The following is a 25,440-nucleotide window of genomic DNA, read 5'->3' on the forward strand; positions in this document are numbered from 1 at the left end:
TCAACAGCCTGAGGCAAGACAGCCGTCTTGCCCTTTTCCCATGAAGCGTCGCCGCTCAATGCACGTCGCGCCAATATTCCTTCTTCAGGAAGTAGGCCAACGGCAACAACAGCAAGGCCAGGAACATCAACACGCCATAGCCGATCTGCAGCCGATGCACCTGGGCCGGTTCCGACATGAAGACCAGGTAATTGGTCAGATCCGCCATGCGCTGATCAAATTCCAGCGTATTGGCGTGGCCATTTTCCAGTTTGGTCATCGTGCCGGCCTTCACCAGCACCAGCTTCTGCTCTTGCGCGCCATCGCCGTTCTTCACGGTTTGCAGTTGCTGCTCGCCCTGCCATTGCCACAATACGTGCGGCATGGCGACCTTATCGAACACGATGTTGTTCCAGCCGGTCGGCCGGGTATCGTCGCGATAGAAGCCGCGCAGATAGGCATACAGCCAGTCGGCGCCACGCGCGCGCGCCTCGACCGACAAGTCCGGCGGATTGTTGCCGAGCCAAGTCTTGGCGTCCTGGGCGGTCATCGTCACGTGCATGGTGTCACCGACCTTGTCGCTGGCGAACATCAGATTCTTTTTAATCTGATCCTCCGTCAAACCGATATCGGTCAGCCGGTTATAGCGCATGGCGGTGGCCGAATGGCACGACAGGCAGTAGTTGACGAAAATCTGCGCGCCGCGCTGCAGCGATTCGGTGTCCTGAATATCGATCGGTGCCTTCGGCAGAACCGGGCCTTCCTCGGCGGCGGCCACAAGCGGCAGCACCAGCGCCAGCGCCGCGAGCAGATGACGAATTTGCTTTTTCATGATGGTCATCCCTTCGGTCAGATATTCTTGGCGAACAACACTGCGGCGGCGATCAGCACGGCCCACAGCACGAAGAACAGCGCCTTGCCGCGCGCGGTCGACTCGGTCACGCGCGTCGGCACCGGGATCTTGCCCGCGTCGTTCTTGGTATAGAACGGCATGCCGATGAAGAAGGCGAAGTAGATCACCGACAACGTGCGCGCCACATAGGTGCGCACATCGGTCGGCGGCAGGGCGCCAAGGATACCCAGACCCACGAAGGCGATCACGAACAGCGTCAGCATGACCTTGAATTTCGAGCCGCGATAACGCACCGACTTGATCGGCGAGCGGTCGAGCCACGGCAGGAAGACGATCAGCACCACCGCCGCGCCCATGGCCAGCACGCCCCACACCTGGGTGCCCATGAACGACGGCACCGCACGCAAAATGGCGTAGAACGGCGTGAAGTACCAGACCGGCGCGATATGCGGAGGCGTCTTCAACGGGTCGGCCGGGAAGAAGTTGTTGGCTTCCAGGAAATAGCCGCCCATCTCCGGCATGAAGAATACGATCGAGGAGAACACGATCAGGAACACCGCCACCCCCAGCACGTCCTTCACCGTGTAATACGGATGGAACGGAATGCCGTCGAGCGGCAAGTGCGTCTCGGGGTCCTTGTACTGCTTGATTTCGACACCATCCGGATTGTTCGAGCCGACCTCGTGCAACGCCATCAGGTGCGCCACCACCAGCGCCAACAGCACCAGCGGCACGGCAATCACGTGCAGCGCGAAGAAGCGGTTGAGCGTCGCGCCTGACACGACGAAGTCGCCGCGGATGAACACCGACAAATCGGGGCCGATCACCGGAATGGAGCTAAACAGGTTGACGATCACCTGCGCGCCCCAGAACGACATCTGTCCCCACGGCAGCAGGTAGCCCAGGAAGGCTTCGGCCATCAGGCATAGGAAGATCAGCATGCCGAAGATCCACACCAGCTCCCGCGGCTGCTTGTAAGAGCCGTAAATCAAACCGCGGAACATGTGCAAATAGACGACGATGAAGAACATCGACGCGCCGGTGGAGTGCATGTAGCGGATGATCCAGCCGCCGCTCACGTCGCGCATGATGTATTCGACCGAGGCGAACGCCACCGACATCTTGGTGCCGGGCACGAGCGTCGCGTCCGGCATGTAGTTCATGGTCAGGAAAATCCCGGTCAACAGCTGCATCACCAGCACCAACAGCGCCAGCGAACCGAAGAAGTACCAGAAATTGAAATTCTTGGGCGCGTAATATTCAATTACGTGCTCCTTGAGCATCGACGTCAGCGGGAAGCGCGCGTCGATCCAGTTCAGCAATTTTTGTCCCTTGCTCATGGTTTCGCCCTCAGCTTATTTGTCGTCGCCGACCAGGATGCGCGAGTCGGACAGGTATTTGTGGGGGGGAACAAGCAGATTCTTCGGCGCCGGCATGCTCTTGTAGACCCGCGCGGCCAAATCGTACTTGGAGCCATGGCAGGGGCAGTAGAAGCCGCCGAGCCAATCCGGCCCGAGATCCGCTGGCGCGAGGTCCGGCCGGAACGTCGGCGAACAGCCCAGGTGGGTGCAAATGCCGACCGTCACGAGCAAGCCCGGCTTGATGGAGCGATGACGGTTCTTACAGTAGTCGGGCTGCTGATCCATGTCCGACGTCGGGTCGGCCATCTGATCGTCGAGCTTGGCCAGGTTGGCGATCTGGGTGGGCGTGCGCGACAACAGCCACACCGGCTTGCCCTGCCATTCGACGTTGATCATCTGCCCCGGCTCGATCTTGCTGATATCCACTTCCACCGGCGCGCCCGCTGCTTTGGCCCGCTCGGACGGCAGGAAGCTCAGTACAAACGGCGCGGCCACCCCGACCACCGCCACTCCCCCGACCGCGCTGGTTGCCACCGTCAGAAAACGGCGACGTCCTGCATCGACTTGTTGTTCACTCATTACAGTCATCCTCAATCATGGAAACTCGAGCGTTTATCCCCGCGAATTTTACCTGATTATCCCTATTTACTTGAAGGGTTTATGCAAATAAATTGTTTTAACCCGATATAAATAACGTTATACCGGGTTCTCCAGGTCGACAAACACCACTTCAATGCCAAGATCATCAGCAGCCTGACGGCCGAGCGCCTGAATGCCAAAGCGTTCGGTGGCATGATGCCCGGCGGCGACAAAAGCGCAACCAGACTCCATCGCCATATGCTGATTTTGCTCGGAAACCTCGCCCGTCAAAAATGCATCCACCCCCATGGCAATGGCGGCATCGAAGAAGCCCTGCGCGCCGCCGCTGCACCAGGCGACACGCCGCACCGGTCTGTCCGCATCGCCCAACAGCAACGCCGGACGCCCTAGCCGGCGCGAGACGTCATCGCGCCACGCGCCGGCCGACACGGGCGCGGCGAGATGGCCGTGCCACAGCAGATCCTGCTCGCCCCCCTGCCCCTCCACGGCCAGCCCCAGCACTTCGGCCAGCTGAGCGTTGTTGCCCAGCGTCGGATGCGCGTCCAGCGGCAGATGATAGGCAAGCAGGCTGATATCGTGCAGCAGCAGGGCCTGCAGCCTGCGCTTCTTGAATCCCAGCACCCGGCTATCCTCGCCCTTCCAGAAATAACCGTGATGCACCAGAATCGCATCCGCACGCCGCGCCACCGCCTCATCGATCAGCGCCTGCGATGCCGTCACGCCGCAAACGACGCGCGACACCTCGCCGCGGCCCTCCACTTGCAGGCCGTTGGGTGCATAGTCATTGAAACGCCAGGGTTCCAGCAGATGATCGAGATACGCCGTTAATTCTGCCAACTGCATATCCACCTCAAGATTTGAAAATTCATGTCATTAAAGCCTACCCTGACCGGAAACGGAAGTCTCACCCTGCCAATAAAAAAAGCGCACTCTGCGGTGCGCTTCGCCGGCTTGCGGTCAAATCTCAGAACTTGGTGCCGATACCGATACCGTAGACCCACGGATCGAGCTTCAGCGTACCGATCGGCGCGCCATTCAGTTGGGCGTCCGTGCGGATGTACAGCTTCTTCACGTCGACGTTGACGAACCAGTCCTTGGTAATCGCATAGTCGGCGCCAACCTGCAGAGCAGGACCCCAGCTATCCCGATTGACCGTCACCTTGCTGGCGCCCACATGCAGGTCGTTGTCGTAGAAATAGGTGTAGTTGATACCGGCACCGACATACGGACGGAAGGTCGCTTGCGGGGTAAAATGGTATTGCAGCGTCAGCGTCGGCGGCAGCACGCTGATCTTGCCCAGGTCTGCGCCGAGCGCGTCAAGGTGCGCGTCGTGACGCGAAGTGCCCAAAATCAGTTCGGCGCCGACATTGTTGGTGATCATGTAGGTAAAGTCGACTTCCGGCACCGTATCGCTCTTAACACTCGGGTTAAGAGTGGCGAGGTAACCGTCCGCACCCGTTTGGGGCGCAACGTCGATCACACGGAAACGTGCCAGAATATCGCCTTGATCGGCGAAAGCGGAAGCGGACAACAGACCAGCCACAGCGACGAAAGCGAACTTTCTCATTATGTTTTCTCCTGGATACAATAGTGGGGAATCCCGCCGCGCATGTTCTTAGATGACGATGCTACGGCTGCGCAGCGTTCAGGCGTCACTGTAGAGAACGCCAAATTTTAAGACTTTGTCCTAGATCATGAGAGCGTCATGAAATATACGGATCTACGTGATTTTGTTGCACAACTAGAACAACAGGGTGAGTTGCGCCGTATCAGCCGGCCGGTTTCCCCGCGCCTCGAGATCACGGAGATCAGCGATCGCGTGTTGAAGGCCGGTGGCCCCGCGCTCTTGTTCGAACAGCCGCGCACGGATAACAGTCGATACGACTTTCCGGTGCTGGCCAATCTATTCGGCACCCCCCGTCGCGTCGCCATGGGCATGGGCGCCCAGGACGTGGCGGCCCTGCGCGAAATCGGCCAACTGCTCGCCTATCTGAAAGAGCCGGAGCCGCCGCGCGGTTGGCGCGATGCGTGGGACAAACTGCCGCTGCTCAAGCAGGTGCTGAGCATGGCGCCGAAGGAAGTGACCAAGGCGCCGTGCCAGCAAATCGTCTGGGAAGGCGACGACGTCGACTTGTCGCGGCTGCCGATCCAGCACTGCTGGCCGGGCGACGTCGCGCCGCTGATCACCTGGGGGCTGACCGTCACCCAAGGGCCGCACAAGAAACGTCAGAATCTCGGCATCTACCGCCAACAGGTGATCGGCAAGAACCGCGTCATCATGCGTTGGCTCGCGCATCGCGGCGGCGCACTCGACTTTCGCGACTTTCAGCGCGCGCATCCCGGCCAACCCTTCCCCGTGGCCGTGGTGCTCGGCTGCGATCCGGCTACGATTCTCGGCGCCGTCACCCCGGTGCCGGACACCTTGTCCGAGTACCAGTTCGCCGGCCTGCTGCGCGGCGGACGCACCGAACTCACCCGTTGCATCGGTTCGGCATTGCGCGTGCCGGCGCGCGCCGAAATCGTGCTCGAAGGCCACATTCATCCGGATGACATGGCGCTGGAAGGCCCCTATGGCGACCATACCGGCTATTACAACGAACAAGACCATTTCCCGGCGTTCACCATCGACCGCATCACCATGCGCGAGAACCCGATCTACCACAGCACCTACACCGGCAAGCCGCCGGATGAGCCGGCCGTGCTTGGCGTGGCGCTCAACGAAGTGTTCGTGCCGATCCTGCAAAAGCAGTTTCCGGAGATCGTCGATTTCTATCTGCCGCCGGAGGGTTGCAGCTATCGCATGGCGGTGGTCAGCATCAAGAAGCAATACCCCGGTCACGCGCGGCGCATCATGATGGGCTGCTGGAGTTTCCTCCGACAGTTCATGTACACCAAGTTCATCGTCGTGGTGGACGACGACATCGATACGCGCGATTGGAAGGAAGTCATCTGGGCCATCACCACGCGCATGGACCCTGTGCGCGACACGATGCTGGTGGACAATACGCCGATCGACTATCTCGACTTCGCAAGCCCTATCTCCGGGTTGGGCGGCAAAATGGGGCTCGACGCCACCAACAAGATGCCGGGGGAGACCCAACGCGAATGGGGCCGCCCCATCGAGATGGATCAAACGGTCAAAGCGCGGGTCGACGCCATGTGGCACGAACTGGGACTATGACCCGCCCGGGCGGCAACGCTGGTATGATTCGCGCATCGAATAACAGGAAGTCATCATGCGAAATACCCGTAACCCCGCCCTCCCCAGCCACGTCAAGCGTATGAGTCCGCGCCTGCGCAAGAAACTGCGTGTCGGCCAATTCCGCGAATGGGGCTTCAACCTCAAGGCCATTCTGAACGATGGTCTCGACGATGCGGCGCAGGATAGCTTGTTGGAAGCCTGGCTTGGCGCCGTCGATGCCCAAGCCGTCAGCTTCGGCGGCCAATTCGACGCACGCGGCACGCTGGAGGGCATGGTTTTCCCGGTAGGCAAACAGCCGGTCGACGACGCCGTGCGCATCGCGCTGCTCGACTGGCTCAAAGCCCGCGCCGAAGTCGCCAGTCTGCAAGCAAGCGAACTGATCGACATCTGGCACGGTTAAGCCAATCTCCCCATGCGCGCTCCCCGCGAGGCTTCGCAACGCGCCGCCATTCCGCCTGCCATCTGGGTGCTTGGCGGCGTCAGCCTGCTGATGGACGTCTCCTCGGAGATGATCCACAGCCTACTGCCACTCTTCATGGTCACCAGTTTGGGGGCCAGCGCCTTGGCCGTCGGGCTGATCGAGGGATTGGCAGAGTCCACGGCGCTGATCGTCAAGGTCTTTTCCGGCGTGCTGAGCGACTACTGGGGCAAACGCAAAAGCTTGGCCCTGTTCGGCTACGCGATGAGCGCGCTGACCAAGCCACTGTTCGCGCTGTCGTCGTCGCTGAGCCTGGTGCTGACCGCCCGGCTGCTTGATCGCGTCGGCAAAGGCGTACGCGGCGCACCGCGCGATGCCTTGGTGGCCGATATCGCGCCGCCAGCCATCCGTGGCGCGGCTTTTGGTCTGCGCCAGGCGCTCGATACCGTCGGCGCCTTTCTCGGCCCGCTCTTCGCCGTCGGTCTGATGCTGCTGTGGCAGGACCGATTCCGCGCCGTATTCTGGGTCGCCTTATTGCCGGGCGCTGCCGCTGTCGTCTTGCTGACGCTCGGCATGTCGGAGCCCGATCGGGCGGAAACGGCGGTTAAAACGGGCAACCCGATCCGTCGCGACAATCTGCGTCAGCTTAGCGCCGCCTATTGGCAGGTGGTCACGGTCGGCGCGATCTTCACGTTGGCTCGCTTCAGCGAGGCATTTCTGGTTTTGCGCGCGCAGCAGACGGGCGTGGCCATCGCCTTCGTGCCGCTGATCATGGTGGCGATGAACATCGTCTACGCGCTCAGCGCCTACCCGTTCGGCAAGTGGTCGGACCGGATGAACCCCTACTCGTTGCTGGCGCTCGGCCTCCTGGCGCTCTTCGGCGCCGATCTGCTCTTGGCCACCGCGCATCGTTGGCCACAGGTGCTCGCCGGCGTCACGCTATGGGGCATCCACCTAGGCATCACACAGGGACTCTTGGCCGCTATGGTGGCGGCGACCGCGCCGGCCACGCTGCGCGGCACCGCATTTGGCGTTTTCAATCTGATCAGCGGCGGCGCCATGCTGCTAGCCAGCCTATTTGCGGGATTCTTGTGGGACCGGTACGGCGCGTCGTACACCTTTTTCACCGGCGCGGTCTTCTGCCTCGTCACGCTGACTACTTTGGCTTGGAACCGTCAAAACGTGGTTAACAGACACTAGGAGTCCCGTTGCGTAGGGCGCAATCGCCGTGCGACGCGCGGCATTGCGCCAAACACCTGACGATAGACCCTAGGGACCCTAGGACACCATGCGGAAAATACGATAGCCGACGTATAGCCAGGTTTCGCGCGAGAGGAACGCCACGCGGGCAGAGAGTGTGCGGTAACGCGTCGAGCGCGTGGGGGAAGGGGAAGCGGCCAGACCGAGATCGCGCGCCATCAGCACGGCGCGGCGCATATGCCACGGATCGCTAACCAGCAGATAGGTATGAATGCCAAACGGTTCGGCCAGCTTCTTGGCGTTTTGCAGGTTTTCCCACGTCGTGCGCGAGTCGGGCTCGGCCAACATGGCCGTCATCGGCACGCCGGCCTTGAGCGCATAGTCGCGGCCGACGTCGGCTTCGGAAGGATAGCCGGGCACCGGCGTGCCGCCGGTGAAGACGATCCAGTGCACTTGGCCGGTCTTGTAGAGTTCCACCGCATGGCGGATGCGCTCGCGGAATACCGGTGACGGCTTGTCGCCCCAGGCGGCGGCGCCCAGCACCAGCGCGGCATCGGCGTTCGCCGGATAGTCCGGCGGCTCGCCATAGCTCACGATGCTCCATGCCACGCCGCCCATTGCCATCAACACCAGCAAGAAAGCCAGCAGCACGCCTTTGAGCACCAGCCAGAGATAATGCATTGTCGACCCGTTGTGCAAAAACCAACGGATATTATAAACGGCTTACCCACGCTCCGGGTCGATTCCGGCCGCGAGATGGCCGAATGGCTGCCGGCGGCCAAGCTCAAGCAGACCATCCAACGCCAGCCGCTGAGCGTGCGTCACCGACGCGAGCCACGGCTGCCACACATCGTCGCCCGGCGCCAGCCGGATATAGCCGCGGTGGTGCGCTTCGCCGCAGTCATACCACAGCGACAGCACATCGGCATGCCAGCGCTGCTGCATGCGCCAAAGCTTATCGGACCACGGCGCCGCGCCGCAGAGGGTGCGTCCGTTGTAGAACCATTGCGACCGCCAAAACACCTGCTGGCGACGCAGACAATCGAGCTGGCAGGAAAAGGCGATGGGCACCGCGTCTGCCAGTAAACGTAAGGTGGGCATGGCAAACTCCGATGTTGCGTTGCAACATACTGAGTGTATGCCGCACTGGAATCGCAGATCAAGCCCGCCGACATGCGTCACCGGCGCCTTATTCTTTCGACGCGGCCAGCGAGACCCAATCCTGGGTGAATTCGGCGGCGTTGAATTCATGCACCACCTCGCGCATCATCGCGAAGGCGCCCGCGGCATCGAGCCGGTCGCAGTTTGCCTTGAGACGGTCAAGCAGCGCGCGCAGCTCGGGCTCGGGAATCAGCGACTCCTCAGCGCGGCAGATGCGCTCGTGATCGGTATCGAGCACGTGGTCGCCGATCAGCAGCTCTTCGTACAGCTTCTCGCCGGGCCGCAGGCCGGTGAAGCGGACTTCGATGTCGCCTTGCGGGCGGTTGCCGTCCTTCACCTCCAAGCCGGAGAGGTGGATCATGCGCCGCGCGAGATCGGCGATGCGAACCGGTTGTCCCATGTCGAGCACGAACACGTCGCCGCCCTGCCCCATCGCCCCGGCCTGGATCACCAACTGAGCCGCCTCGGGAATCGTCATGAAATAACGGGTAATCTCGGGATGCGTCACGGTCACCGGGCCGCCTTGCTTGATCTGCTGCTTAAACAGCGGCACCACCGAGCCCGACGATCCCAGCACGTTGCCGAAACGCACCATGACGAAACGTGTGCGGCTACCGCGCGCATGCCGCGCCTGCAATACCAGTTCGGCCAGGCGCTTGGTCGCGCCCATCACGTTGGTCGGCCGCACCGCCTTGTCGGTGGAGATCAGCACGAAGGTATCGACGCCGCAATCCTCGGCCGCCTGTGCGGCGGTATCGGTGCCGAACGCATTGTTGAGAATGCCCGACACCGGATTGTGCTCGACCAACGGCACATGCTTGTACGCCGCCGCGTGATAGACGGTTTCCACGCCGAACGCGCGCATCACCTGCGTCATGCGCGCATAATCGGCCACCGAACCCAGCAGCGACACGCGCGGGCATTCCGGCGCCAGCTTCGCCAGTGCCTGATCGATGGCGTACAGGTTGTATTCCGACAACTCGAACAGCACGAGCTGCTTGGGGCGGCATTGGGCGATCTGGCGCACCAGCTCGGAACCGATCGAACCGCCGGCGCCGGTCACCATCACCACCCGCCCCTCGATGTTGGCCGACATCAGCTCGCGCCGCGGCGGCACCGGCTCGCGCCCGAGCAGATCCTCGATATCGACTTCCTTCAGCTCCTCGACCCGCACTTCGCCGGAAACCAGATCGGCCATGCCAGGCAGGCGCTTGATCGGCACGCGCAACGATTCCAGGTTTTCCAGGATCTCGCGTTGGCGCGAGCGGCTTACCGACGGCAACGCCAACAGAATCAGCTTGGTTTCGGTTTCCTTCAGCAGGAAAGGCAACTCTTGCGGGCTGTGTACCGCCAAGCCGCGGAAAGTGCGGCGCCACAACGAAGGGCTGTCGTCGACAAACGCCATCGGCCGGTATTCCCGGCCGGCCTGCAACGCCAACATCAGTTGCACGCCGGCGCGCCCGGCGCCGTAAATAATCACATGCTCGCGTGGCGCGTCCACCGCATCCAGGCGCCGGACCAGGCCACGCAGCAGGAAGCGGCTGCCGCCGATGTAGGCCATGGCGAACATCCAGAAGATGATGATCGACGAGCGCGGAAAGGAATGCATGCCAGTCAGCGCGATCACGGCGGTCAACACCAGCACCGCCAGCGTCACGCCGGAAAACACGGTGTAGACGATCTTGTCGTCGAGATATTTCAGTACCGCGCGATAGAGCCCCAGATGGATGAAAATCGGAATCACCCAAAACGGCGGCACGAAAAAGATCCACAGATAGGGATTGAGCTTCGGGTCCCAGCTGCCGCCCAGACGCAGCACCACCGCGCTCCATAGCGCCAGCGGCAGCAATATGGCGTCCATCAGCATCAATAGCGCCATCTTGTTATGACGCGAGAAAGAAAGCATTTTTTCCAACATGGTGGTCAGCGTGAAACGATTTTCGTCAAGGTCGCAAAAATAATACGGACGTCTTCCAATAATGTATGGCTATCGGCATATCTAACATAATAGCCAAGCTTTTCCGGCAATACCCGTTCAACGTAGGCGCGCTCCGGATCCGCGGCCCCGCCAAGAATCTCGTTCTCGTCAATCATGCGGATCGACGCCCAATCGGTGATACCTGGCCGCAGCGCCAACACCTTGGCGCGCACATCGTCCGGATAATGCGCCACGTAGCGCGGCACCTCGGGGCGCGGCCCAACCAGGCTCATGCGGCCGGACAGCACATCGATCAGCTGCGGCAATTCGTCGAGCTTGGTCTTGCGCAGCACGCGCCCTGCCCGCGTCACCCGCGCATCGGCGCCCACGGTCAGTTGTCCATGGCGTTCGGCATCGACGCGCATGGTACGGAACTTGTGAATCCGGAACGTCACGCCAAAGCGCCCAACGCGCTCCTGGCGGAAAAACACCGGCCCCGGCGAGTCGAGCTTGACCCACGCCGCCATCGCCAGCAACAGCGGCGACAACAGCGCGAGCCCCACGCCTGCGGCCAACAAATCGAAGCCGCGCTTGACCCGGTCGGACCCGGGAGCGCGGCCGGCACCGCTTACCGCCATCACGCGCCCAGAATCTCGCGGATCGTGGCAATGACGCGCGTTTGATCCGCCTCGGTCATGCGCGTATACAGCGGCAGCGACACTTCGCCCTCAAACGCCAGCTGCGCGTGCGGGAATTGCTCGGGCTTGAGTTGATAGCCGTCGCGCCACACCGGGTGCAGGTGCAATGGAATGAAATGCACCGAACAGCCGATGCCTTTGTCCGCCATGCGCTGAATGAACTCGCCGCGTTCGATGCCGGCTTCCGGCTTGAGCCGCACGGCATACACATGCCAGGCGTGCGCATCGCCCATCTTCGGCTTGGCGGGCAGAATCAGCGGCAGGCCGGCCAATTCGACGTCATAGCGCTCCGCCATGTCCATGCGCGCCAGGTGGAAGCGGCGCAGCTTCTTCAACTGGTGCAAGCCAACGGCGGCGGCCAGGTCCGGCATGTTGTACTTGAAGCCCGGCTCGATGACTTCGTAATACCAGGCCGGCGCCTTGGACACATAGCGGTCGAAGGCGTCGCGGCTGATGCCGTGCAAGCGCATCACCTTGCAGCGCTTGATCAATTCGGGATGCTTGGACACCACCATGCCGCCTTCGCCGGTGGTCATGGTCTTGTTGGCGTAGAAGCTGAACACGGTGGCATCGGTGTCCAACGTGCCGATCAGCTTGCCGTTGTAGCTGGTCGGCAACGAGTGCGCGGCATCCTCCACCACCTTCAGGCCATGCTCGCGCGCAATGGCGATGATGGCGTCCATATCGCAAGCCAGACCCGCGAAGTGCACCGGCACGATGGCGCGCGTCTTGTCGGTAATGGCGCGGCGGATCGCCTGCGGATCGATGTTGAGCGTTTCCGGATCGACGTCGACCAGCACCGGGTGCGCGCCCAGATAACGCACGACCTCGGCCGTGGTGGTGAAGGTGTAGGTCGGCACGATCACTTCGTCGCCGGGGCCGACGCCGACCGCTTCCAATGCCAGGTGCAGGCCGGAGGTCGCCGAGTTGACGGCGATCGCTTCCACGCCATCGCCGATGAAGGCGGCGAAGTCCGCCTCGAACTGCTTGGTGCGCGGGCCGGTGGTTACCCAGCCTGAACGCAGCACCTCGATGACTTCATTGATTTCCTCCTCACCGATGTCCGGCAAGGCATAGGGTAAAAATTTCTCGCTCATGGCGTTTGTTATCCTTCAATACGATCGCAGCGCGCACTTTACGCGAGCGTCATTTTATTTGGCTCGCGCAAACAATTTCTGGAAGCGCTTGGCCAGTACACGGTAATCATGGTTGGCGAGCACGTAGCGCTTGCCGTTGTCTCCCAACTGCTGGCGTGCCTCGGGCGTCATGGCCATCAGTTGGCGCACCGCCTCGGCGATCGCCGCCGGATCTTCCGCCGCAACCGACAGACCCGCCTCGGCTTCGCGCACGATGTCGTTGCCCGCCTCGACCGAATGGATCACCGGCCGGGCCGACATCATGTAATCGAACAGCTTGTTGGGGTTGATGCCAAAACGGTAAATCGGCAGTTTACGCCAGCCGATATACAGTGCATCCATGCGCGCAAGCAGCGCGGGCACGGCCGACTTGGCCACCGGCGGCAAGAAATGCACGTTGTCGAGTCCCAGGTCGCGCGCCATTTGCGTCAGCGCCACCTTGTCCGGACCGTCGCCCACCAACACGAACGAGACCGGCTCGTCACGCAACCAGTCGGCAGCTTTCAGCAGCTCCTGCAGTGCGTTGGCCAAGCCGTGGCCGCCGGCATAACCGACCAGGAAACGGCCCTCGCCACGCAAACGGTCGAGCAGGGCGGCATGCTCATCCGGCAGCTTCGCCGTGGCATTCTCCCATTCCGCCACGTCGATGCCGTTGGGCACATAATGGAACTTCTCCGGCGCCATGCCATGCGCCACCATGTGCTCCTTGGCGCAAGGCAGCATCGACACCACGGCGTCCGATACCTTATAGGCAAAATTCTCGGCCCGCTGCAGCAGCCAGATCCACGGATGGCGCGGCGACATGCCCCCCACCTCGACCGGGGTCAATGGCCAAAGGTCATGCACTTCGAAAATCAATTTCGCCTTGGCGTGCTTGGCGATAAAGCGCGCGGGATAAATATCCAGCGGGTAGGTGCTGGAAGCGATGACCACATCCGGCGTCCACTTGTTGACGAAGAAACGGCTCATGTTCCATACCTGGAACAAATAGGCCAGGATGTTCAACACCCGCTTGACGCCATTGCCGGAATACTTAGGCGTGGCATACCAAGAATAGATAATCCCGTCGATTTCTTCTTCGCCGAACAAGCCCGGCAAATTCTGAGGGTTATTCTGCCGCAGGTGCGAGAAGCTCGCCGCCAGGATATTGACCTTATCGCCCGCTTTGAGCCATTCGCGCGACAAATAATAGGGTCGGTATTCCATGCCGTGCTTCGGCGAGCCGGCGTAATGGTTAAGATAGAGAATGCGCATATTCAACCTGGTTTTGGAATTCAGGATCAGCCACGCCGGCATCGTACACCCGTCCGCGTACCGCCTCTATTCCCATATCAAAGAAACCTCAACAACCCGTCTTCATGCCGCCAGCCGCGCATAAAGCGCCACCAGCTTTTCGCCTTCCGCTTGCCAGCTGTATTTCGCCAAAGCGGCACGCTGTCCGCTCGCGCCCATGGCCGCGGCGCGCTCGTCGTCCGCCAGCAACGCGTTCATCGCGGCGGCAATGGCCGCCGGATCTTGCGGATCGACCAGCAATCCACAGCCAGCATCCTCGACGATACCGCGCCACAGCGGGAAATCCGAGGCGACGACCGGCAAACCGGCCGCCATGTACTCAAACAGTTTGATCGGTAGCGCGTCAACGTAGTTAGGGGTGGGAAACAGCGTCACCAGCCCGACTTTGGAGTGTGCCAGCACGTCGGCCACGCCAGCGCGATCGAGCACCCCCAAATCGTTGACCTTGTCCCAGCCTGGCGCCGCCGTCAGCTCATCCTTGAGACCGGCCTCGCCCCAAATGCCGGCGAGATTCAAACGCGCCGGCACAGCCGGCATCGCCTCGACGATCGGGCCGATGCCACGGATACGCGTAATGCCGCCCAGATAGCAGACCTCTTCGCGGCGGCTGTCCCAAGGGGTCTCGCGGACCAGCTCGGCCAAAATCGGAAAATTGCACACGTCGAGCACGCACGCATTGACCGCGGCGAAGCGCGCGCGGATGTGCGGCGTCGAGGTCACGATGGCATCGAAACGGCTGGCGACGCCATTCTCCAGCCGCTCGAACACGCGCGAGGCCAGCGGCCGGATCGGCGCGGGAATCCAATGCTTGGCCAACAGTTGGCGCGGCAGATCCTCGTGCACATCGTAGATCACGCGAATACCGGCGCGTTTCAACTTCAGCGCGGCCAGCATCAACTCCGGGTCATGAAAATGCGCCACATCGGGCGCGAGCGCCAACGCGGCTTGAATCACCCGAGCCACCGTTTTGGTCATGCGCGACAGGCGCCCGCCGCTTTTGGCGCCAACGTCGACGATGCGCACGCCATCGCGCGTTTCCTCGCCCAAGCCGTCCGCCACGATCAGCGTCACTTCATGGCCGGCGCGCGCCAGCGTCGCGCACTCCTTGATGAAGATACGGATATCGTGGCGCGGGTGGGCGCTGGTCAGATGGGCGATTCTCATTTTTTCTTCTTGCTACGCTGTTTGGGGCCGGCTTGCAACGCGCGGACGTACAGCTCGGCAAAGCGCCGCATGTTGTCGGCGTGCAAGGCTTTCTGCGCCACCAGCTTGCGATTGATGTCGGCGATGGATTGCAATTGCCGGTCGTCCTCCGCCTCGCGCATTGCGTCGAGCAGGCTGTCGGACAGCCGGCGCACGTCCTCGACAATGCGGCCGTTGAGTCCGTCGATGATCCACTCGCCATTGGCGGGCAAATTGGACAGCACCGGCAAGCAGCCGTGGCCCATGGCTTCCAGCAAACTGATGCTGGTGGCGTCCGAGCGCGGCACGCTGACGAAAACGCGGCTTTTGCGATACAGCTCGGCCAGCTCATGGCCAGGCACGAAGCCGGGAAAATCGACGCGGCGCAAAGCCAACGTCTCGGCCAATTGCTTGAGCTCCGGGGTTTGATCGCCGCTCGCGGCCACCGTCAGCCGCCAATCGCCGAACAGACCGCTCGCCTCCACCGCCGACCAGGCATGCAAAATGGCGTCGATGCGATAGAGCGGCTTATGCAGCCGGCAAGACAGCACGCGCTTTTCCTTGGCGGCCAAGTCAGGCGTCAGCGGCATCGCATCCATGCCGTAATTCAACAGCTCAATGCGGCAGTCCTCGCCCGCCAATGCACGGATGCGCGCCGCCATGTACAGCGAATCGGAGGTAATCACGTCGGCCGACTGCAGGTTGCTGCGCACCATGCGGCCAAACAAGGCGTTGGATTCCGGCAGCAGCAAGATGTCCGAGCCCCAGGCGGTCAGCACTTGAGGAATCGCCAATCCGCGCATGGCGCGGCTGGCATGCCAGGCGACGCTGTTGGCTTGATGCACATGCACCAGGTCAGGCCGGATCGCCTTGATCCACCCTCGCAACCGCCCCGAAGCCACCAACGACGACAGACGGAAATCGATGCGCTGAAAGCCGGCGAAATTGGCCGGGCGATATTGTTCCGGCGCGTCGCGGTTGCTGGCGAGCCAAACCTCGCCGGCGAAAGGCGCGATGCCGGCCAGATAACGCCAGGTATGCACCGAGGCGGATCCGACGATCAGCAGACGCGACACGGCGGGTTCAGTCACGATCCCACTCCTCGTAGAACGCCATCAGTTCGGGATGGGTGTCGAGCCACTCCTGGTCCATCGTGCGCGTGTCGCCCACCACGCGCGCCGGATTGCCGGCCAAGACCGCGTAATCAGGGTAGTCGCCCGCCGGCACGAAACTGTAGGCGGACACCAGCGAGCCCTTGCCGAGCTTGGTGCCGGGCATCAGCACCGAGTGCGGGCCGATGAAACTGTAGCGGCCGATCTCCGACGATTTGCGCAGATAGCCGGCGTGGCTGTGATGATCGAGGTAATGCTTGCCGTAGAGCCGGATGGCGATATGGCTCGAATGCGTCAGAATCGACACGTAGTTGGTGATCTGACACCCTTCGCCGATGGTCAGGCCGCCGGAAGCATCGACGAAATTGAAATGGCCGATATACACGTTGTCGCCGATATGCAATCGGTGCGCATGCTCGACCCGCGTCAAATTGGATAAACGTGTGCGCGGAAGAAATACTCCGTCATAACGACGATAGCCGTAGACCATACGCGGATGGACCCAGGCGGACAGCCGAAAACGAAGGCGAGCAAGAAGTTTGGTGAGAATCATTTATTAGCTGCGTGATATAGCCAGGTGAAATAGAAAATAAAATACCCGACCATCACCCAGGAAACTAGTGTGAAAGCTCGGACCGGATCGTTCCACAGGTGGAAACCCGTCCACAGCGCGCCCACGAACAGCGCGGTCTGCACCAGGGAAAGCAGGAAGGCCGTGCGTTGGCGCTCGATGACCAACGGCACCATGGCCAGCGGCGACGCAATAAAATGAAACAAAATAAATGGCGACATGGCCTCGGCGTAACGGCCCGCCGTACGCCAGGTCTGCCCCAACACCAGGCCGAACAACGGTTCGCCCGCCAACTGAATCACCAAAAACGGCACCAGCGCCATGCCGCCCAGCGCCACCGCCATGCGCTTGATGATAGGCCTAAGCGGGCGCCCGGCGTTGCGAGCCTCGGCCAGCTCGCGATACGCGACCTGCGCCACCGCCTGGCCGATCAACGCCGCCGGCAGCTTCAACAGCCGCATCATCATGCCGTAAAACCCGACCGTGGCGGTGCCGGAGAGCGCGCCCAGCAGCGACAGCGTCAGCGAGTCCTGCAAGGCGGTGACGAAGGCATGCGGCGTATTGACCTTGGGAAACTCCGAATACTCGCGCGCCACCTGCTTCATCGATGAGCGGTCCACGTCGCGCCACCAATGGAAACGGCGCCGCAGATCCTCGCGCGCCTGCGCCAGGAGCGACGAAACCTGCCCAGCGAATTGGCCGAGGATCAGCCCGCCCGGGCCGGCATGCAGCAGGCCGCCGGCCAGCTGCGTCAGCGACATACCCACCGACTGGCTCATGCGGCCGGAGGCATTGGCGCGATAACGCGTATGGCGGTTGTTCCAATTGGTCCAGGCCTGCATCAAACCCGCGAGCCACAGCGACAGCGGCAACAGATAGAGCCAAACCGAGAAGTCGTGCTCGCTCGTGCTGCCGCCCATCAGTTTGAGCAGCCAATGGTTGACCCCGAGCAGCTGCGCCAGCAACACCAACAAGGCGAGCGTGGAGGCGAAGAATATCGACAGCGCCATCAAATTGACGGCGCGCCGCTCATCGGAGGGCAGCACGATCGCCATCTCGTAGCGCGCAGTGGCAAGCACGGCCAGATTCGACATCAACGCCACGTACAACGACAACACGCCAAACGCGTGCGGCGTGTACATCCGCGTCAACAGCGGCTGCGCCAACAGCGGCACCACCTGAGCGAGTGCCGCCCCCGTGGCCAACGTCACGATGTGGCGTACGAACCCCGAACGGCTGAATCGCCGCAAGGACGCGGTCAGCGCCGCAAGACGGGCGCTAGCCGATGGCACGCTTCACCGCCGCGACAATGGCGTCTTGGGTGGCTTCGTCGAGGAACGGATGCATCGGCAGGCTCATCACGCGGCGCGACGCGGCTTCGGCGTGCGGGAAGCTGCCCGCCGGCTGGTTCAGATGCGCGAAGGCCGGCTGCAGATTCAACGGCACCGGATAATGCACCGCGGTCGGCACGCCCGCCTCCTTGAGCGCGGCCTGTACCGCCTCGCGGTTATCCACCTCGATGGTGTACTGGGCGTAAACACAGTCACAGCCATCGGCCAGACGCTGCGTGCGTACCACGTCGGCGAGCAGTTCGGTATAACGCGCGCCGATGCGCTTGCGCGCCGCCACCTCCTCCTCGAAGGTCGGCAGCTTGGCCAGCAGCACCGCCGCTTGCAGCGTATCCAGGCGGCCGTTGATGCCGATCACCGGATGGTGATAGCGGCGGTCTTGACCGTGGATGCGGATCTGACGCATCTTGCGCGCCAGTTCGTCGTCATTGGTGAAGCAAGCGCCGCCGTCGCCATAGCAGCCAAGCGGCTTGGACGGGAAGAAGCTGGTGGTGGCGATCGTCGTCGCGCCGCAGGAACGGCGGTCTTTGTAACGCGCGCCGAAGCTTTGCGCGCCGTCCTCGATCACGGCAAGGCCGTGGCGCTCGGCCACGGCGTTGATGGCGTCGAAGTCGGCGCATTGGCCGTAGAGGCTGACCGGAATGATGGCGCGAGTGCGCGGCGTGATGGCCGCCTCGATCAGCGCCGGATCCAGGTTGTAGGTATTCGGGTCGATGTCGACGAACACCGGCGTCGCGCCCAACAGCGCGATCATCTCGCCGGTGGCGATAAAGGTGAACGGCGTGGTGATGACCTCGTCGCCCGGACCGACGCCCAGCGCCATCAGTGCCACCTGCAGAGCGGTGGTGCCGTCGGACACGCCGATGGCGTGCTTGACGCCGACGAGGGCGGCCAGTTGCGCCTCCAGCTCGGCCACTTCCGGCCCCATGATGTATTGACCGTGGTCCAGCACCGCTTGGATACGGGCGTCGATCGCCGGTTTCAGATGCTGGTACTGCGCTTTCAGATCGATGAATTGAATGCTCATTGCGTGTCCTCAGGCCAACGGCGTGCAGTGATTGCCGCCGATCTCGTAACATTTCGCGCACACCGGGCAGGTGTGCTCGCCAATCTGGGTCGGCAACCGCTCGCCGCATTGGCACATCCAGCCGAGCCGGCGCGCCGGCGTACCGACCATCAGCGCGTAGGGCGGCACATCGCGCGTCACGACACTGCCCGCGCCGACGAAGGCATATTCGCCGACGGTATGACCGCACACCACCGTGGCGTTGGCGCCGATCGAGGCGCCCCGTTTGACCACGGTGCGGCGGTATTCGTGCTTGCGCGACACATGGCTGCGCGGATTGTTGACGTTGGTGAACACCATGCTCGGACCGCAGAACACGTCGTCCTCCAGCGTGACCGCGTCATAGATGGAGACGTTGTTCTGCACTTTGACGTTATTGCCGATCACCACGTCGTTGCCGACAAACACGTTCTGACCGAACGAACAGCGCTCGCCGATTTTCGCCCCGGCGCAGATATGGGTCCAATGCCAAACTCGGCTGCCGGCGCCAATTTGCGCGCCGGCATCGACGATGGCGGTTTCATGCACGGTGTAGTCGCTCATCGGCGGCCCTTTCAATAATCCAGCGGCAACGAAACGCGGCGGCCGTCGCGCGCCGACAAGTACATGGCGATCAAAAGCTCCAGCGACTTCAATCCCTCGCGGCCGTCGGTTTCCGGCTCCGCCGTGCCCTGCATCACGTTGAGCACGTTATCGTAGTACAGCGGATGGCCAAAGCCATACACGCTGGTGGTGGCGTAGCTCGCGTTGGTGATTTCTTCGTCCATCGCGTGCGGCTCGGCAAACTCCCAATGCTGGATTTCGTTGACGGCGACGCCGCCGACGCGCACCGAGCCCTTCTCGCCCAAGATGGTGATCGAGCCTTCCAGGTTCTTCGGATAGGTCAGCATGGTCACATTCATGCTGCCCAACGCGCCGGAGCGCCACTTCAGGCTGACCACGCCAGTATCCTCAACCTCGATATTGCGCTCGAGCGTGGCGGTATAGGCCTGCACGCTCTCTACCGGGCCGACCAGCCAGTCGAGCAAATCGACATAGTGGCTCGCCTGGTTCATGAACGCGCCGCCGTCGAACTCCCAGGTGCCGCGCCAGCCGGCGGCGTCGTAGTAAGACTGCGGCCGGGTCCAGAAGACGTTGACGTTGACCATGTAGAGCCGGCCGAAGCGGCCTTCGGCCATCGCGCGCTTCAACAGCTGCAACGTGGCGTTGCGGCGGTTCTGCTTGACCACGAACAGGCGTTTGCCGGCGCGATCGCAAGCCTTGACCATCTCCAGGCCATCTTGCCAACGGGTGGCCATCGGCTTTTCGGTCATCACGTGAAAACCGGCTTCGGCGCATTCGATCGCTTGCTGCGGGTGCAGACCGGACGGCGTGGTCAGCACGACGATGTCGGCGGCGGTCGCCGCCAGCATGGCCGTCAGGCTGCGATGGCCACGCGCGCCGGTGCGCTCGACTGCGGCGGCCAGCGCCGCGGGATCGATGTCGCACACGTCGACCAGTTCAGCGCGATCGGCATGCTTCTCCAGCGCGCCGAAGTGATTGGCGGCGATACGGCCGCAGCCGACCAGCGCGAAGCGGATCTTGCGGTCGGTAATGGCGGAAAATTGTACGGTATGCATATGACGGCCTCGGTAAATGGCAAAAGGCGACCCCTGGGCCGCCTGTCGTTCCGCGTTAAACGGTTACGCCTTAACGATATGTTCAGCAGGTTCGAGGAACTTGCCGCGCGAGTCGACGATCAACTTTGCCGACTCCTTCAAGAGCGGATAGTCGAACTTGTCGTGATCGGTCGCCAGCACCACGCAGTCGTAGCTTGCGAGCGAGGCCGCCGTGAACGGCTCGCTCTTCAGGTCGAACGTGTGTTCGCGCATCTTCGGGAACACCGGCACGTGCGGATCGGAATACGCCACTTGTGCGCCCAGATCGCGCAGCTTTTCCATCAGAATCACCGACGGGCTTTCGCGCATGTCGTCGACGTTCTTCTTGTAAGCGATGCCGAGCACCAGCACGCGGCTGCCGTTGATCGATTTCTGGCGCTTGTTGAGCGCGGCGGCCACCTTGCTGACCACGTAATCCGGCATATTGGAGTTCACTTCGCCGGCCAGTTCGATGAACCGGGTGTTGACGCCGTATTCGCGCGCCTTCCAGGTCAGATAGAACGGGTCGATCGGAATGCAGTGGCCGCCCAGGCCCGGGCCCGGAGTGTAGGGCACGAAGCCGAACGGCTTGGTGGCGGCGGCGCGGATCACTTCGTGAATGTCGATGCCCATGCGGTCGGCGACGATCTTCATTTCGTTGACCAGACCGATGTTGACCGCGCGGTGAATGTTTTCCAATAGCTTGGTCATCTCGGCCGCGCGGGTCGACGACACCGGCACCACCTTGTCGATCACCGCCGAGTACAGCGCCACGCCCACTTCCTGGCACGCCGGCGTCACGCCGCCGCACACCTTGGGAATCGTGCGGGTGGTGAAATCGGGATTGCCCGGGTCCTCGCGCTCCGGCGAGAACACCAGGAAGGCGTTTTCGCCGACCTTCAGGCCGCGCGACTCGACGCGTGGCAGCAATTCCTCGTCGGTCGTGCCCGGATAAGTGGTCGACTCCAGCGACACCAGATGGCCGGGGCGCAGATACGGCACCAGCGAATCGATGGTGTTGAGCACGAAAGACAGGTCCGGCTCGCGGTATTTATTGAGCGGCGTCGGCACGCACATGATCAGCGTGTCGGCCTCGCCGGCACGCGAAAAATCGGTGGTGGCCTCGAAGCCGCGGCCACGCGCCTCGGCGATCGAGGCGGCCGAGATGTGCTCGATATACGACTTGCCGGCCATCAGGGCATCGACCTTGCTCTTGTCGATATCGAAACCCAGCACCTTGTAGCCGACTTCGGCGAAACGCAGCATCAACGGCAGGCCGACATAGCCCAGGCCGACGATACCGATCACCGCGGACTTGTCCGCAATCCGGTTGAGTACTTGCTGCTTGATCACAATGACTTTCCTTCAAAGATAACCAGCTGGCGCCCGCCGCCTCGCGGCAAACGCAATAATTCGAAACCGTCTAGTTTGATACAAAGGCCGACATCGGCTGCTGATCTTGCTCAACACCAGCGCGGATTAAAGAACGGGCATTATACGCCGCCTTGGCCTTCTATATAACGCCCAAGGCTAATAAACCCAAATTGCTTAGGGGTTCAAGCAGCGCTCGCTCAGCGGGTTCATCTGCCGCATCCGCTCGACGAACTCGCCAAACTCCAGACCAAAACGCGCCTCCAACGCATCGACGCGCTTTTCCAACGCCGCCCAGCGGGTCAGTTTGGGTTGGCTGTTGAACGCCATCACCGCCACGTTGCCGTGGCTCGCCGACGGCAACTCCAGCACCCGCCCCTCGAACACGCCCAATAACCGCTCCAAAAACGTCATATAGCGCTTGTCGCCGCTCCACCAATTGGTCACGAAGATGCCGTCGGCGGTCAGCGCGCGGCGGCAGTCGACGAAGAAGTCCTCGGTGGTCAACGCATCGACGATCTGCAAACCATCGAATCCATCGACCAGGATCACGTCGGTCGAGTCGCGAAAAATCCGCACGTACTCGGCGCCGTCGGCCTCGACCACTTCAAAGCGCTCCCCCTCTTCCGGCAAGGCGAAGAAAGCGCGCGCCACATTGATCACTTGCGGATTGATGTCGACGGCCACGCTTTGGGCGTCGCGCAAATAGAAATCGATGTAGCGCGCCAGCGAGCCGCCGCCCAGACCGATCTGCAAAATGTGCGCCGGCGCGTCGTTGAACAGCAAAAAGCCCATCATCGCCCGGCTATAGGACAGCACCAGATCGGTCGGGTCCTCCAGATTCATCGAGCTTTGTATCGTCTCCGACCCGAGGTGCAGCGAGCGGATGCCGTCGGCCTCGCTGATTTCCACCTCGGGCATCGCATCCACGCCGGGACGCACGCGGCGGCGGAAAGGGTGTCGCGCCTTACTCGCCACAGGCCGGCTCCTTCGGACGCGAATCGAGAATGCCGAAACGCTTGGCCGGTTGGAATTCCTCGCGATCGAACGCCAAGTCGCCCCCCTCGGCCGGCACTTGCCCCAACTGCAGGCCGGCGAAATCGAATAGACCGGTATCGGCCAGATGAGACGGCACGACGTTTCGCAGCGCCTTGAACATGGTTTCCGCGCGCCCCGGGAAACGCTTATCCCAGTCTTGAATCATTTGCTTGACCACTTGGCGCTGCAAATTGGGCTGCGAACCGCACAGATTGCACGGAATGATCGGGAAAGCGCGCAGCTCGGCATACCGCGCCAAGTCGCTTTCGCGGCAATAGGCCAACGGCCGGATCACCATGTGGCGGCCATCGTCGGACACGAGCTTGGGCGGCATGGCCTTGAGCTTGCCGCCATAGAACATATTGAGGAACAGGGTTTCCAGGATGTCGTCGCGATGGTGGCCCAGCGCGATTTTGGTCGCGCCCAATTCGTCCGCCACGCGATACAGAATGCCGCGACGCAGGCGCGAGCACAGGCCGCAGGTCGTTTTGCCCTCGGGAATCACACGCTTGACGATCGAGTAGGTATCCTCCTCGACGATGCGGTATTCGACGCCCAGACTCGCCAGATACGCCGGCAGCACGTCGGCCGGGAAACCCGGCTGCTTCTGATCCAGGTTGACCGCCACCAGCGAAAAATCGATCGGCGCCGACTTTTGCAGGCCCAGCAAGATATCGAGCAGCGCGTAGCTGTCCTTGCCGCCGGACAGACAGACCATGATCCGGTCGCCGGCCTCGATCATATTGAAATCGTTGATGGCGTCGCCAACATGGTGGCGCAGCCGCTTGGTCAGCTTGCCGGCCTCGAACGCCGCCTTTTTCGCCTTGGCGTCCGCTTCAATCGCAGGAGTTTGCATGGTCATGCGTAACAGATTGAAAAACGGGAGATTTTAGCGTAAGAAAGCCCGACTAGGCCAGCAAATCGGCGCAACGACTCGTCCGGCGCCTTGCCGGCGACCGGCTCACGCCACGCTGCGGCCGCCGTCGACGGCCAGGATCTGTCCCGTCACATAGGCCGCTTGGTCCGACAACAACCAGGCCACGGCGCGGGCCAGATCCGCCGGCACGCCGACGCGCCCAAGCGGAATCGACGCCTCGATGGCGGCACGCTCTGCCGCGGAAAAATGCGCGCCGCGTTCCGGCCAGACATTGGTGCCCGGCGCCACGCCATTCACGCGCACATGCGGCGCCAGCTCCAGCGCCAACGCGCGGATCAGCTGCGCGTGGCCGGCTTTGGCCAGGCTATACACGACAAAATCCTTCAACGGACGCTCGGCGTGAATATCGATCAAGCCCACGATCGCCCCGCCGCTCGCCGTCAAGTGCGGCGCCGCCGCCTGGGCCAGGAACAAGGGGGCCTGCAGATTGCTCCCCATCAGATCATGCCAAGCGGCCGAATCGATCGTGCCAAGCGGCGTGGCAAAGAAACTGGAGGCATTGTTGACCAAGCCGTCGAGGCGGCCGAAACGCAGCACACAGGCCTCGACCAGCGCAGGCAAGCGGTCGATGTCGAGCAAGTCGGCTTGCACCGTGTCGGCCGAGCCGGGACGGATCTGGTTGAGCTCGGCCGCCAACGCCTCCGCCTCGACGGCCGAGCCGCGATAGTGCAGCATCAGTTGCGCGCCGCGCGCGTGCAGCTCGCGCGCAATGCCCGCGCCCACTCGGCGCGCCGCGCCGGTAATCAACACGACCTTATTGCGCATCGCTCGCCGCCTTTTTCTGCCCCGACACCGCATTGCTGCAAGGCGCCAACGCTTCGCGCATCGGCGCCGGATCCGATGGAAACACGAAGCGCGTCTCCAGGCTGCCTTGGCTGCGACGCAGCCCGGCCAGCATGATCATCACGCCGTCGTTTTGCCGTGACAGGCGCGCCAGCAACGCCTCATTCGGCTGCCAGCTGAACATGAAGCTGGCGTTATCGCCATCGATGCCGGTAAAAGCGGGACGATCGATCACCCGCCGATTGGATGCCAGCACCGTCAAAAAGCGACGGCCCAAGGCCGTGCCGCGCACGGCGCTGTCATAAGCGTGGAAATCCCAATCGGCGACCATGCTCGGCACGCGCAACACCACGCGCGGCACCTTCGCGTCCGGATGACAGGAAAACTCCAACGACGCCGGAAACACATGCCCCGACACCGTCCCCTCGCCTGTCAGCACCGCCACCTTGAGCGGGTTGCCCTGATAAGGCGCGGCGATGCGCCACGACGTCTCGGCGCCCGCGCCGGCGGACAACGCCAACCATGCCGCGCCGACGGCCACTGCCTGGCGGAAAAATCGGCTCACCCTCTTCTCC

General features: G+C 62.4%; 26 protein-coding genes. 3 read left to right on the plus strand and 23 right to left on the minus strand.

Features of this window, described 5'->3' with window-relative positions; translation table 11 throughout:
• Positions 1 to 55: 55 nt before the first annotated feature.
• The 5 genes from JOZ06_RS11505 to JOZ06_RS11525 form a co-directional block, all read right to left on the minus strand.
• Positions 56 to 811, minus strand: a complete 756-nt coding sequence (locus tag JOZ06_RS11505; RefSeq protein ID WP_293232513.1) for a cytochrome c1 — start codon at positions 809 to 811, stop codon at positions 56 to 58.
• A 17-nt stretch (positions 812 to 828) separates the two neighbouring features.
• Positions 829 to 2,172, minus strand: a complete 1,344-nt coding sequence (locus JOZ06_RS11510) for a cytochrome bc complex cytochrome b subunit (protein WP_293232515.1) — start codon at positions 2,170 to 2,172, stop codon at positions 829 to 831.
• 15 nt (positions 2,173 to 2,187) lie between these two features.
• Complete coding sequence (petA, locus tag JOZ06_RS11515; RefSeq protein ID WP_293232517.1) at positions 2,188 to 2,772, minus strand: ubiquinol-cytochrome c reductase iron-sulfur subunit; 585 nt, start codon at positions 2,770 to 2,772, stop codon at positions 2,188 to 2,190.
• Positions 2,773 to 2,889: 117 nt separating this feature from the next.
• Positions 2,890 to 3,636, minus strand: coding sequence for a Nif3-like dinuclear metal center hexameric protein (locus JOZ06_RS11520; protein WP_293232519.1), 747 nt, complete (start codon positions 3,634 to 3,636; stop codon positions 2,890 to 2,892).
• A 121-nt stretch (positions 3,637 to 3,757) separates the two neighbouring features.
• Complete coding sequence (locus JOZ06_RS11525; protein ID WP_293232521.1) at positions 3,758 to 4,360, minus strand: OmpW family outer membrane protein; 603 nt, start codon at positions 4,358 to 4,360, stop codon at positions 3,758 to 3,760.
• Between the two features lie 138 nt (positions 4,361 to 4,498).
• On the opposite strand from JOZ06_RS11525, the gene ubiD reads away from it, so the two are divergent.
• The 3 genes from ubiD to JOZ06_RS11540 are packed head-to-tail and all read left to right on the plus strand — an operon-like array spanning position 4,499 to position 7,613.
• A complete protein-coding gene (ubiD, locus tag JOZ06_RS11530; RefSeq protein WP_293232523.1) occupies positions 4,499 to 5,974 on the plus strand; it encodes a 4-hydroxy-3-polyprenylbenzoate decarboxylase in 1,476 nt (491 codons plus the stop codon).
• Between the two features lie 55 nt (positions 5,975 to 6,029).
• On the plus strand, positions 6,030 to 6,395 hold the full coding sequence (locus JOZ06_RS11535; RefSeq protein WP_293232525.1) for a 50S ribosome-binding protein YggL: 366 nt from the start codon (positions 6,030 to 6,032) through the stop codon (positions 6,393 to 6,395).
• A gap of 12 nt (positions 6,396 to 6,407) precedes the next feature.
• Positions 6,408 to 7,613, plus strand: coding sequence for an MFS transporter (locus JOZ06_RS11540; protein ID WP_293232527.1), 1,206 nt, complete (start codon positions 6,408 to 6,410; stop codon positions 7,611 to 7,613).
• A gap of 78 nt (positions 7,614 to 7,691) precedes the next feature.
• Here JOZ06_RS11540 and JOZ06_RS11545 read toward each other — a convergent pair whose 3' ends face one another.
• From JOZ06_RS11545 to JOZ06_RS11630, 18 genes are all read right to left on the minus strand, one after another.
• A complete protein-coding gene (locus tag JOZ06_RS11545; protein WP_293232529.1) occupies positions 7,692 to 8,294 on the minus strand; it encodes a YdcF family protein in 603 nt (200 codons plus the stop codon).
• A 42-nt stretch (positions 8,295 to 8,336) separates the two neighbouring features.
• A complete protein-coding gene (locus JOZ06_RS11550; protein ID WP_293232531.1) occupies positions 8,337 to 8,714 on the minus strand; it encodes a hypothetical protein in 378 nt (125 codons plus the stop codon).
• Positions 8,715 to 8,802: 88 nt separating this feature from the next.
• The gene (locus JOZ06_RS11555) at positions 8,803 to 10,680 is read right to left on the minus strand and encodes a nucleoside-diphosphate sugar epimerase/dehydratase (protein ID WP_293232533.1); all 1,878 of its coding nucleotides are present in this window, start codon (positions 10,678 to 10,680) and stop codon (positions 8,803 to 8,805) included.
• 17 nt (positions 10,681 to 10,697) lie between these two features.
• Positions 10,698 to 11,330 (minus strand): sugar transferase, encoded by a 633-nt coding sequence (locus JOZ06_RS11560; protein WP_293232535.1) that lies wholly within the window; start codon positions 11,328 to 11,330, stop codon positions 10,698 to 10,700.
• The gene (locus JOZ06_RS11565; protein ID WP_293232537.1) at positions 11,330 to 12,487 is read right to left on the minus strand and encodes a DegT/DnrJ/EryC1/StrS family aminotransferase; all 1,158 of its coding nucleotides are present in this window, start codon (positions 12,485 to 12,487) and stop codon (positions 11,330 to 11,332) included. Before JOZ06_RS11565 ends, JOZ06_RS11560 begins: the two co-directional genes overlap by 1 nt.
• Positions 12,488 to 12,541: 54 nt before the next feature.
• On the minus strand, positions 12,542 to 13,780 hold the full coding sequence (locus JOZ06_RS11570; RefSeq protein ID WP_293232539.1) for a glycosyltransferase family 4 protein: 1,239 nt from the start codon (positions 13,778 to 13,780) through the stop codon (positions 12,542 to 12,544).
• A gap of 102 nt (positions 13,781 to 13,882) precedes the next feature.
• On the minus strand, positions 13,883 to 14,983 hold the full coding sequence (locus JOZ06_RS11575; protein ID WP_293232541.1) for a glycosyltransferase family 4 protein: 1,101 nt from the start codon (positions 14,981 to 14,983) through the stop codon (positions 13,883 to 13,885).
• On the minus strand, positions 14,980 to 16,092 hold the full coding sequence (locus JOZ06_RS11580; protein ID WP_293232543.1) for a glycosyltransferase family 4 protein: 1,113 nt from the start codon (positions 16,090 to 16,092) through the stop codon (positions 14,980 to 14,982). Before JOZ06_RS11580 ends, JOZ06_RS11575 begins: the two co-directional genes overlap by 4 nt.
• Positions 16,085 to 16,666, minus strand: a complete 582-nt coding sequence (locus JOZ06_RS11585) for an acyltransferase (RefSeq protein ID WP_293232545.1) — start codon at positions 16,664 to 16,666, stop codon at positions 16,085 to 16,087. The genes JOZ06_RS11580 and JOZ06_RS11585 overlap by 8 nt, the downstream gene beginning before the upstream one ends.
• Positions 16,663 to 17,976 (minus strand): lipopolysaccharide biosynthesis protein, encoded by a 1,314-nt coding sequence (locus JOZ06_RS11590; protein ID WP_293232547.1) that lies wholly within the window; start codon positions 17,974 to 17,976, stop codon positions 16,663 to 16,665. Before JOZ06_RS11590 ends, JOZ06_RS11585 begins: the two co-directional genes overlap by 4 nt.
• Complete coding sequence (locus tag JOZ06_RS11595) at positions 17,963 to 19,060, minus strand: DegT/DnrJ/EryC1/StrS family aminotransferase (protein WP_293232549.1); 1,098 nt, start codon at positions 19,058 to 19,060, stop codon at positions 17,963 to 17,965. Before JOZ06_RS11595 ends, JOZ06_RS11590 begins: the two co-directional genes overlap by 14 nt.
• A 9-nt stretch (positions 19,061 to 19,069) precedes the next feature.
• On the minus strand, positions 19,070 to 19,642 hold the full coding sequence (locus JOZ06_RS11600; protein WP_293232551.1) for an acyltransferase: 573 nt from the start codon (positions 19,640 to 19,642) through the stop codon (positions 19,070 to 19,072).
• 11 nt (positions 19,643 to 19,653) lie between these two features.
• Positions 19,654 to 20,718, minus strand: a complete 1,065-nt coding sequence (locus JOZ06_RS11605) for a Gfo/Idh/MocA family oxidoreductase (protein ID WP_293232553.1) — start codon at positions 20,716 to 20,718, stop codon at positions 19,654 to 19,656.
• Between the two features lie 63 nt (positions 20,719 to 20,781).
• A complete protein-coding gene (locus tag JOZ06_RS11610; RefSeq protein WP_293232602.1) occupies positions 20,782 to 22,086 on the minus strand; it encodes a nucleotide sugar dehydrogenase in 1,305 nt (434 codons plus the stop codon).
• Positions 22,087 to 22,284: 198 nt separating this feature from the next.
• Complete coding sequence (locus JOZ06_RS11615) at positions 22,285 to 23,085, minus strand: polyamine aminopropyltransferase (RefSeq protein ID WP_293232555.1); 801 nt, start codon at positions 23,083 to 23,085, stop codon at positions 22,285 to 22,287.
• Positions 23,075 to 24,001, minus strand: coding sequence for a tRNA 2-thiocytidine(32) synthetase TtcA (ttcA, locus tag JOZ06_RS11620; protein ID WP_293232556.1), 927 nt, complete (start codon positions 23,999 to 24,001; stop codon positions 23,075 to 23,077). The genes JOZ06_RS11615 and ttcA overlap by 11 nt, the downstream gene beginning before the upstream one ends.
• Before the next feature lie 105 nt (positions 24,002 to 24,106).
• Entirely contained in the window at positions 24,107 to 24,847 is a 741-nt protein-coding gene (locus JOZ06_RS11625) for a pteridine reductase (RefSeq protein ID WP_293232558.1), read from the minus strand.
• Positions 24,837 to 25,430 (minus strand): hypothetical protein, encoded by a 594-nt coding sequence (locus tag JOZ06_RS11630; RefSeq protein ID WP_293232560.1) that lies wholly within the window; start codon positions 25,428 to 25,430, stop codon positions 24,837 to 24,839. The genes JOZ06_RS11625 and JOZ06_RS11630 overlap by 11 nt, the downstream gene beginning before the upstream one ends.
• Between the last annotated feature and the right edge of the window lie 10 nt (positions 25,431 to 25,440).

This window comes from Paludibacterium sp. (assembly GCF_019232825.1).
GTDB lineage: Bacteria > Pseudomonadota > Gammaproteobacteria > Burkholderiales > Chromobacteriaceae > Paludibacterium.

What these genes read in the sequence shown, in the direction of transcription:
- JOZ06_RS11560 (WP_293232535.1), bottom strand. Translation starts at nt 11,330, where the DNA reads ATGGCGGTAAGCGGTGCCGGCCGCGCTCCCGGGTCCGACCGGGTCAAG.
- JOZ06_RS11595 (WP_293232549.1), bottom strand. Translation starts at nt 19,060, where the DNA reads ATGAGCATTCAATTCATCGATCTGAAAGCGCAGTACCAGCATCTGAAA.
- JOZ06_RS11550 (WP_293232531.1), bottom strand. Translation starts at nt 8,714, where the DNA reads ATGCCCACCTTACGTTTACTGGCAGACGCGGTGCCCATCGCCTTTTCC.
- JOZ06_RS11540 (WP_293232527.1), top strand. Translation starts at nt 6,408, where the DNA reads ATGCGCGCTCCCCGCGAGGCTTCGCAACGCGCCGCCATTCCGCCTGCC.
- JOZ06_RS11520 (WP_293232519.1), bottom strand. Translation starts at nt 3,636, where the DNA reads ATGCAGTTGGCAGAATTAACGGCGTATCTCGATCATCTGCTGGAACCC.
- JOZ06_RS11505 (WP_293232513.1), bottom strand. Translation starts at nt 811, where the DNA reads ATGAAAAAGCAAATTCGTCATCTGCTCGCGGCGCTGGCGCTGGTGCTG.
- JOZ06_RS11585 (WP_293232545.1), bottom strand. Translation starts at nt 16,666, where the DNA reads ATGATTCTCACCAAACTTCTTGCTCGCCTTCGTTTTCGGCTGTCCGCC.
- JOZ06_RS11605 (WP_293232553.1), bottom strand. Translation starts at nt 20,718, where the DNA reads ATGCATACCGTACAATTTTCCGCCATTACCGACCGCAAGATCCGCTTC.
- JOZ06_RS11575 (WP_293232541.1), bottom strand. Translation starts at nt 14,983, where the DNA reads ATGAGAATCGCCCATCTGACCAGCGCCCACCCGCGCCACGATATCCGT.
- petA (WP_293232517.1), bottom strand. Translation starts at nt 2,772, where the DNA reads ATGAGTGAACAACAAGTCGATGCAGGACGTCGCCGTTTTCTGACGGTG.
- JOZ06_RS11525 (WP_293232521.1), bottom strand. Translation starts at nt 4,360, where the DNA reads ATGAGAAAGTTCGCTTTCGTCGCTGTGGCTGGTCTGTTGTCCGCTTCC.
- JOZ06_RS11555 (WP_293232533.1), bottom strand. Translation starts at nt 10,680, where the DNA reads ATGCTTTCTTTCTCGCGTCATAACAAGATGGCGCTATTGATGCTGATG.
- ttcA (WP_293232556.1), bottom strand. Translation starts at nt 24,001, where the DNA reads ATGCAAACTCCTGCGATTGAAGCGGACGCCAAGGCGAAAAAGGCGGCG.
- JOZ06_RS11565 (WP_293232537.1), bottom strand. Translation starts at nt 12,487, where the DNA reads ATGAGCGAGAAATTTTTACCCTATGCCTTGCCGGACATCGGTGAGGAG.
- JOZ06_RS11600 (WP_293232551.1), bottom strand. Translation starts at nt 19,642, where the DNA reads ATGAGCGACTACACCGTGCATGAAACCGCCATCGTCGATGCCGGCGCG.
- JOZ06_RS11510 (WP_293232515.1), bottom strand. Translation starts at nt 2,172, where the DNA reads ATGAGCAAGGGACAAAAATTGCTGAACTGGATCGACGCGCGCTTCCCG.
- JOZ06_RS11545 (WP_293232529.1), bottom strand. Translation starts at nt 8,294, where the DNA reads ATGCATTATCTCTGGCTGGTGCTCAAAGGCGTGCTGCTGGCTTTCTTG.
- JOZ06_RS11535 (WP_293232525.1), top strand. Translation starts at nt 6,030, where the DNA reads ATGCGAAATACCCGTAACCCCGCCCTCCCCAGCCACGTCAAGCGTATG.
- JOZ06_RS11625 (WP_293232558.1), bottom strand. Translation starts at nt 24,847, where the DNA reads ATGCGCAATAAGGTCGTGTTGATTACCGGCGCGGCGCGCCGAGTGGGC.
- ubiD (WP_293232523.1), top strand. Translation starts at nt 4,499, where the DNA reads ATGAAATATACGGATCTACGTGATTTTGTTGCACAACTAGAACAACAG.
- JOZ06_RS11570 (WP_293232539.1), bottom strand. Translation starts at nt 13,780, where the DNA reads ATGCGCATTCTCTATCTTAACCATTACGCCGGCTCGCCGAAGCACGGC.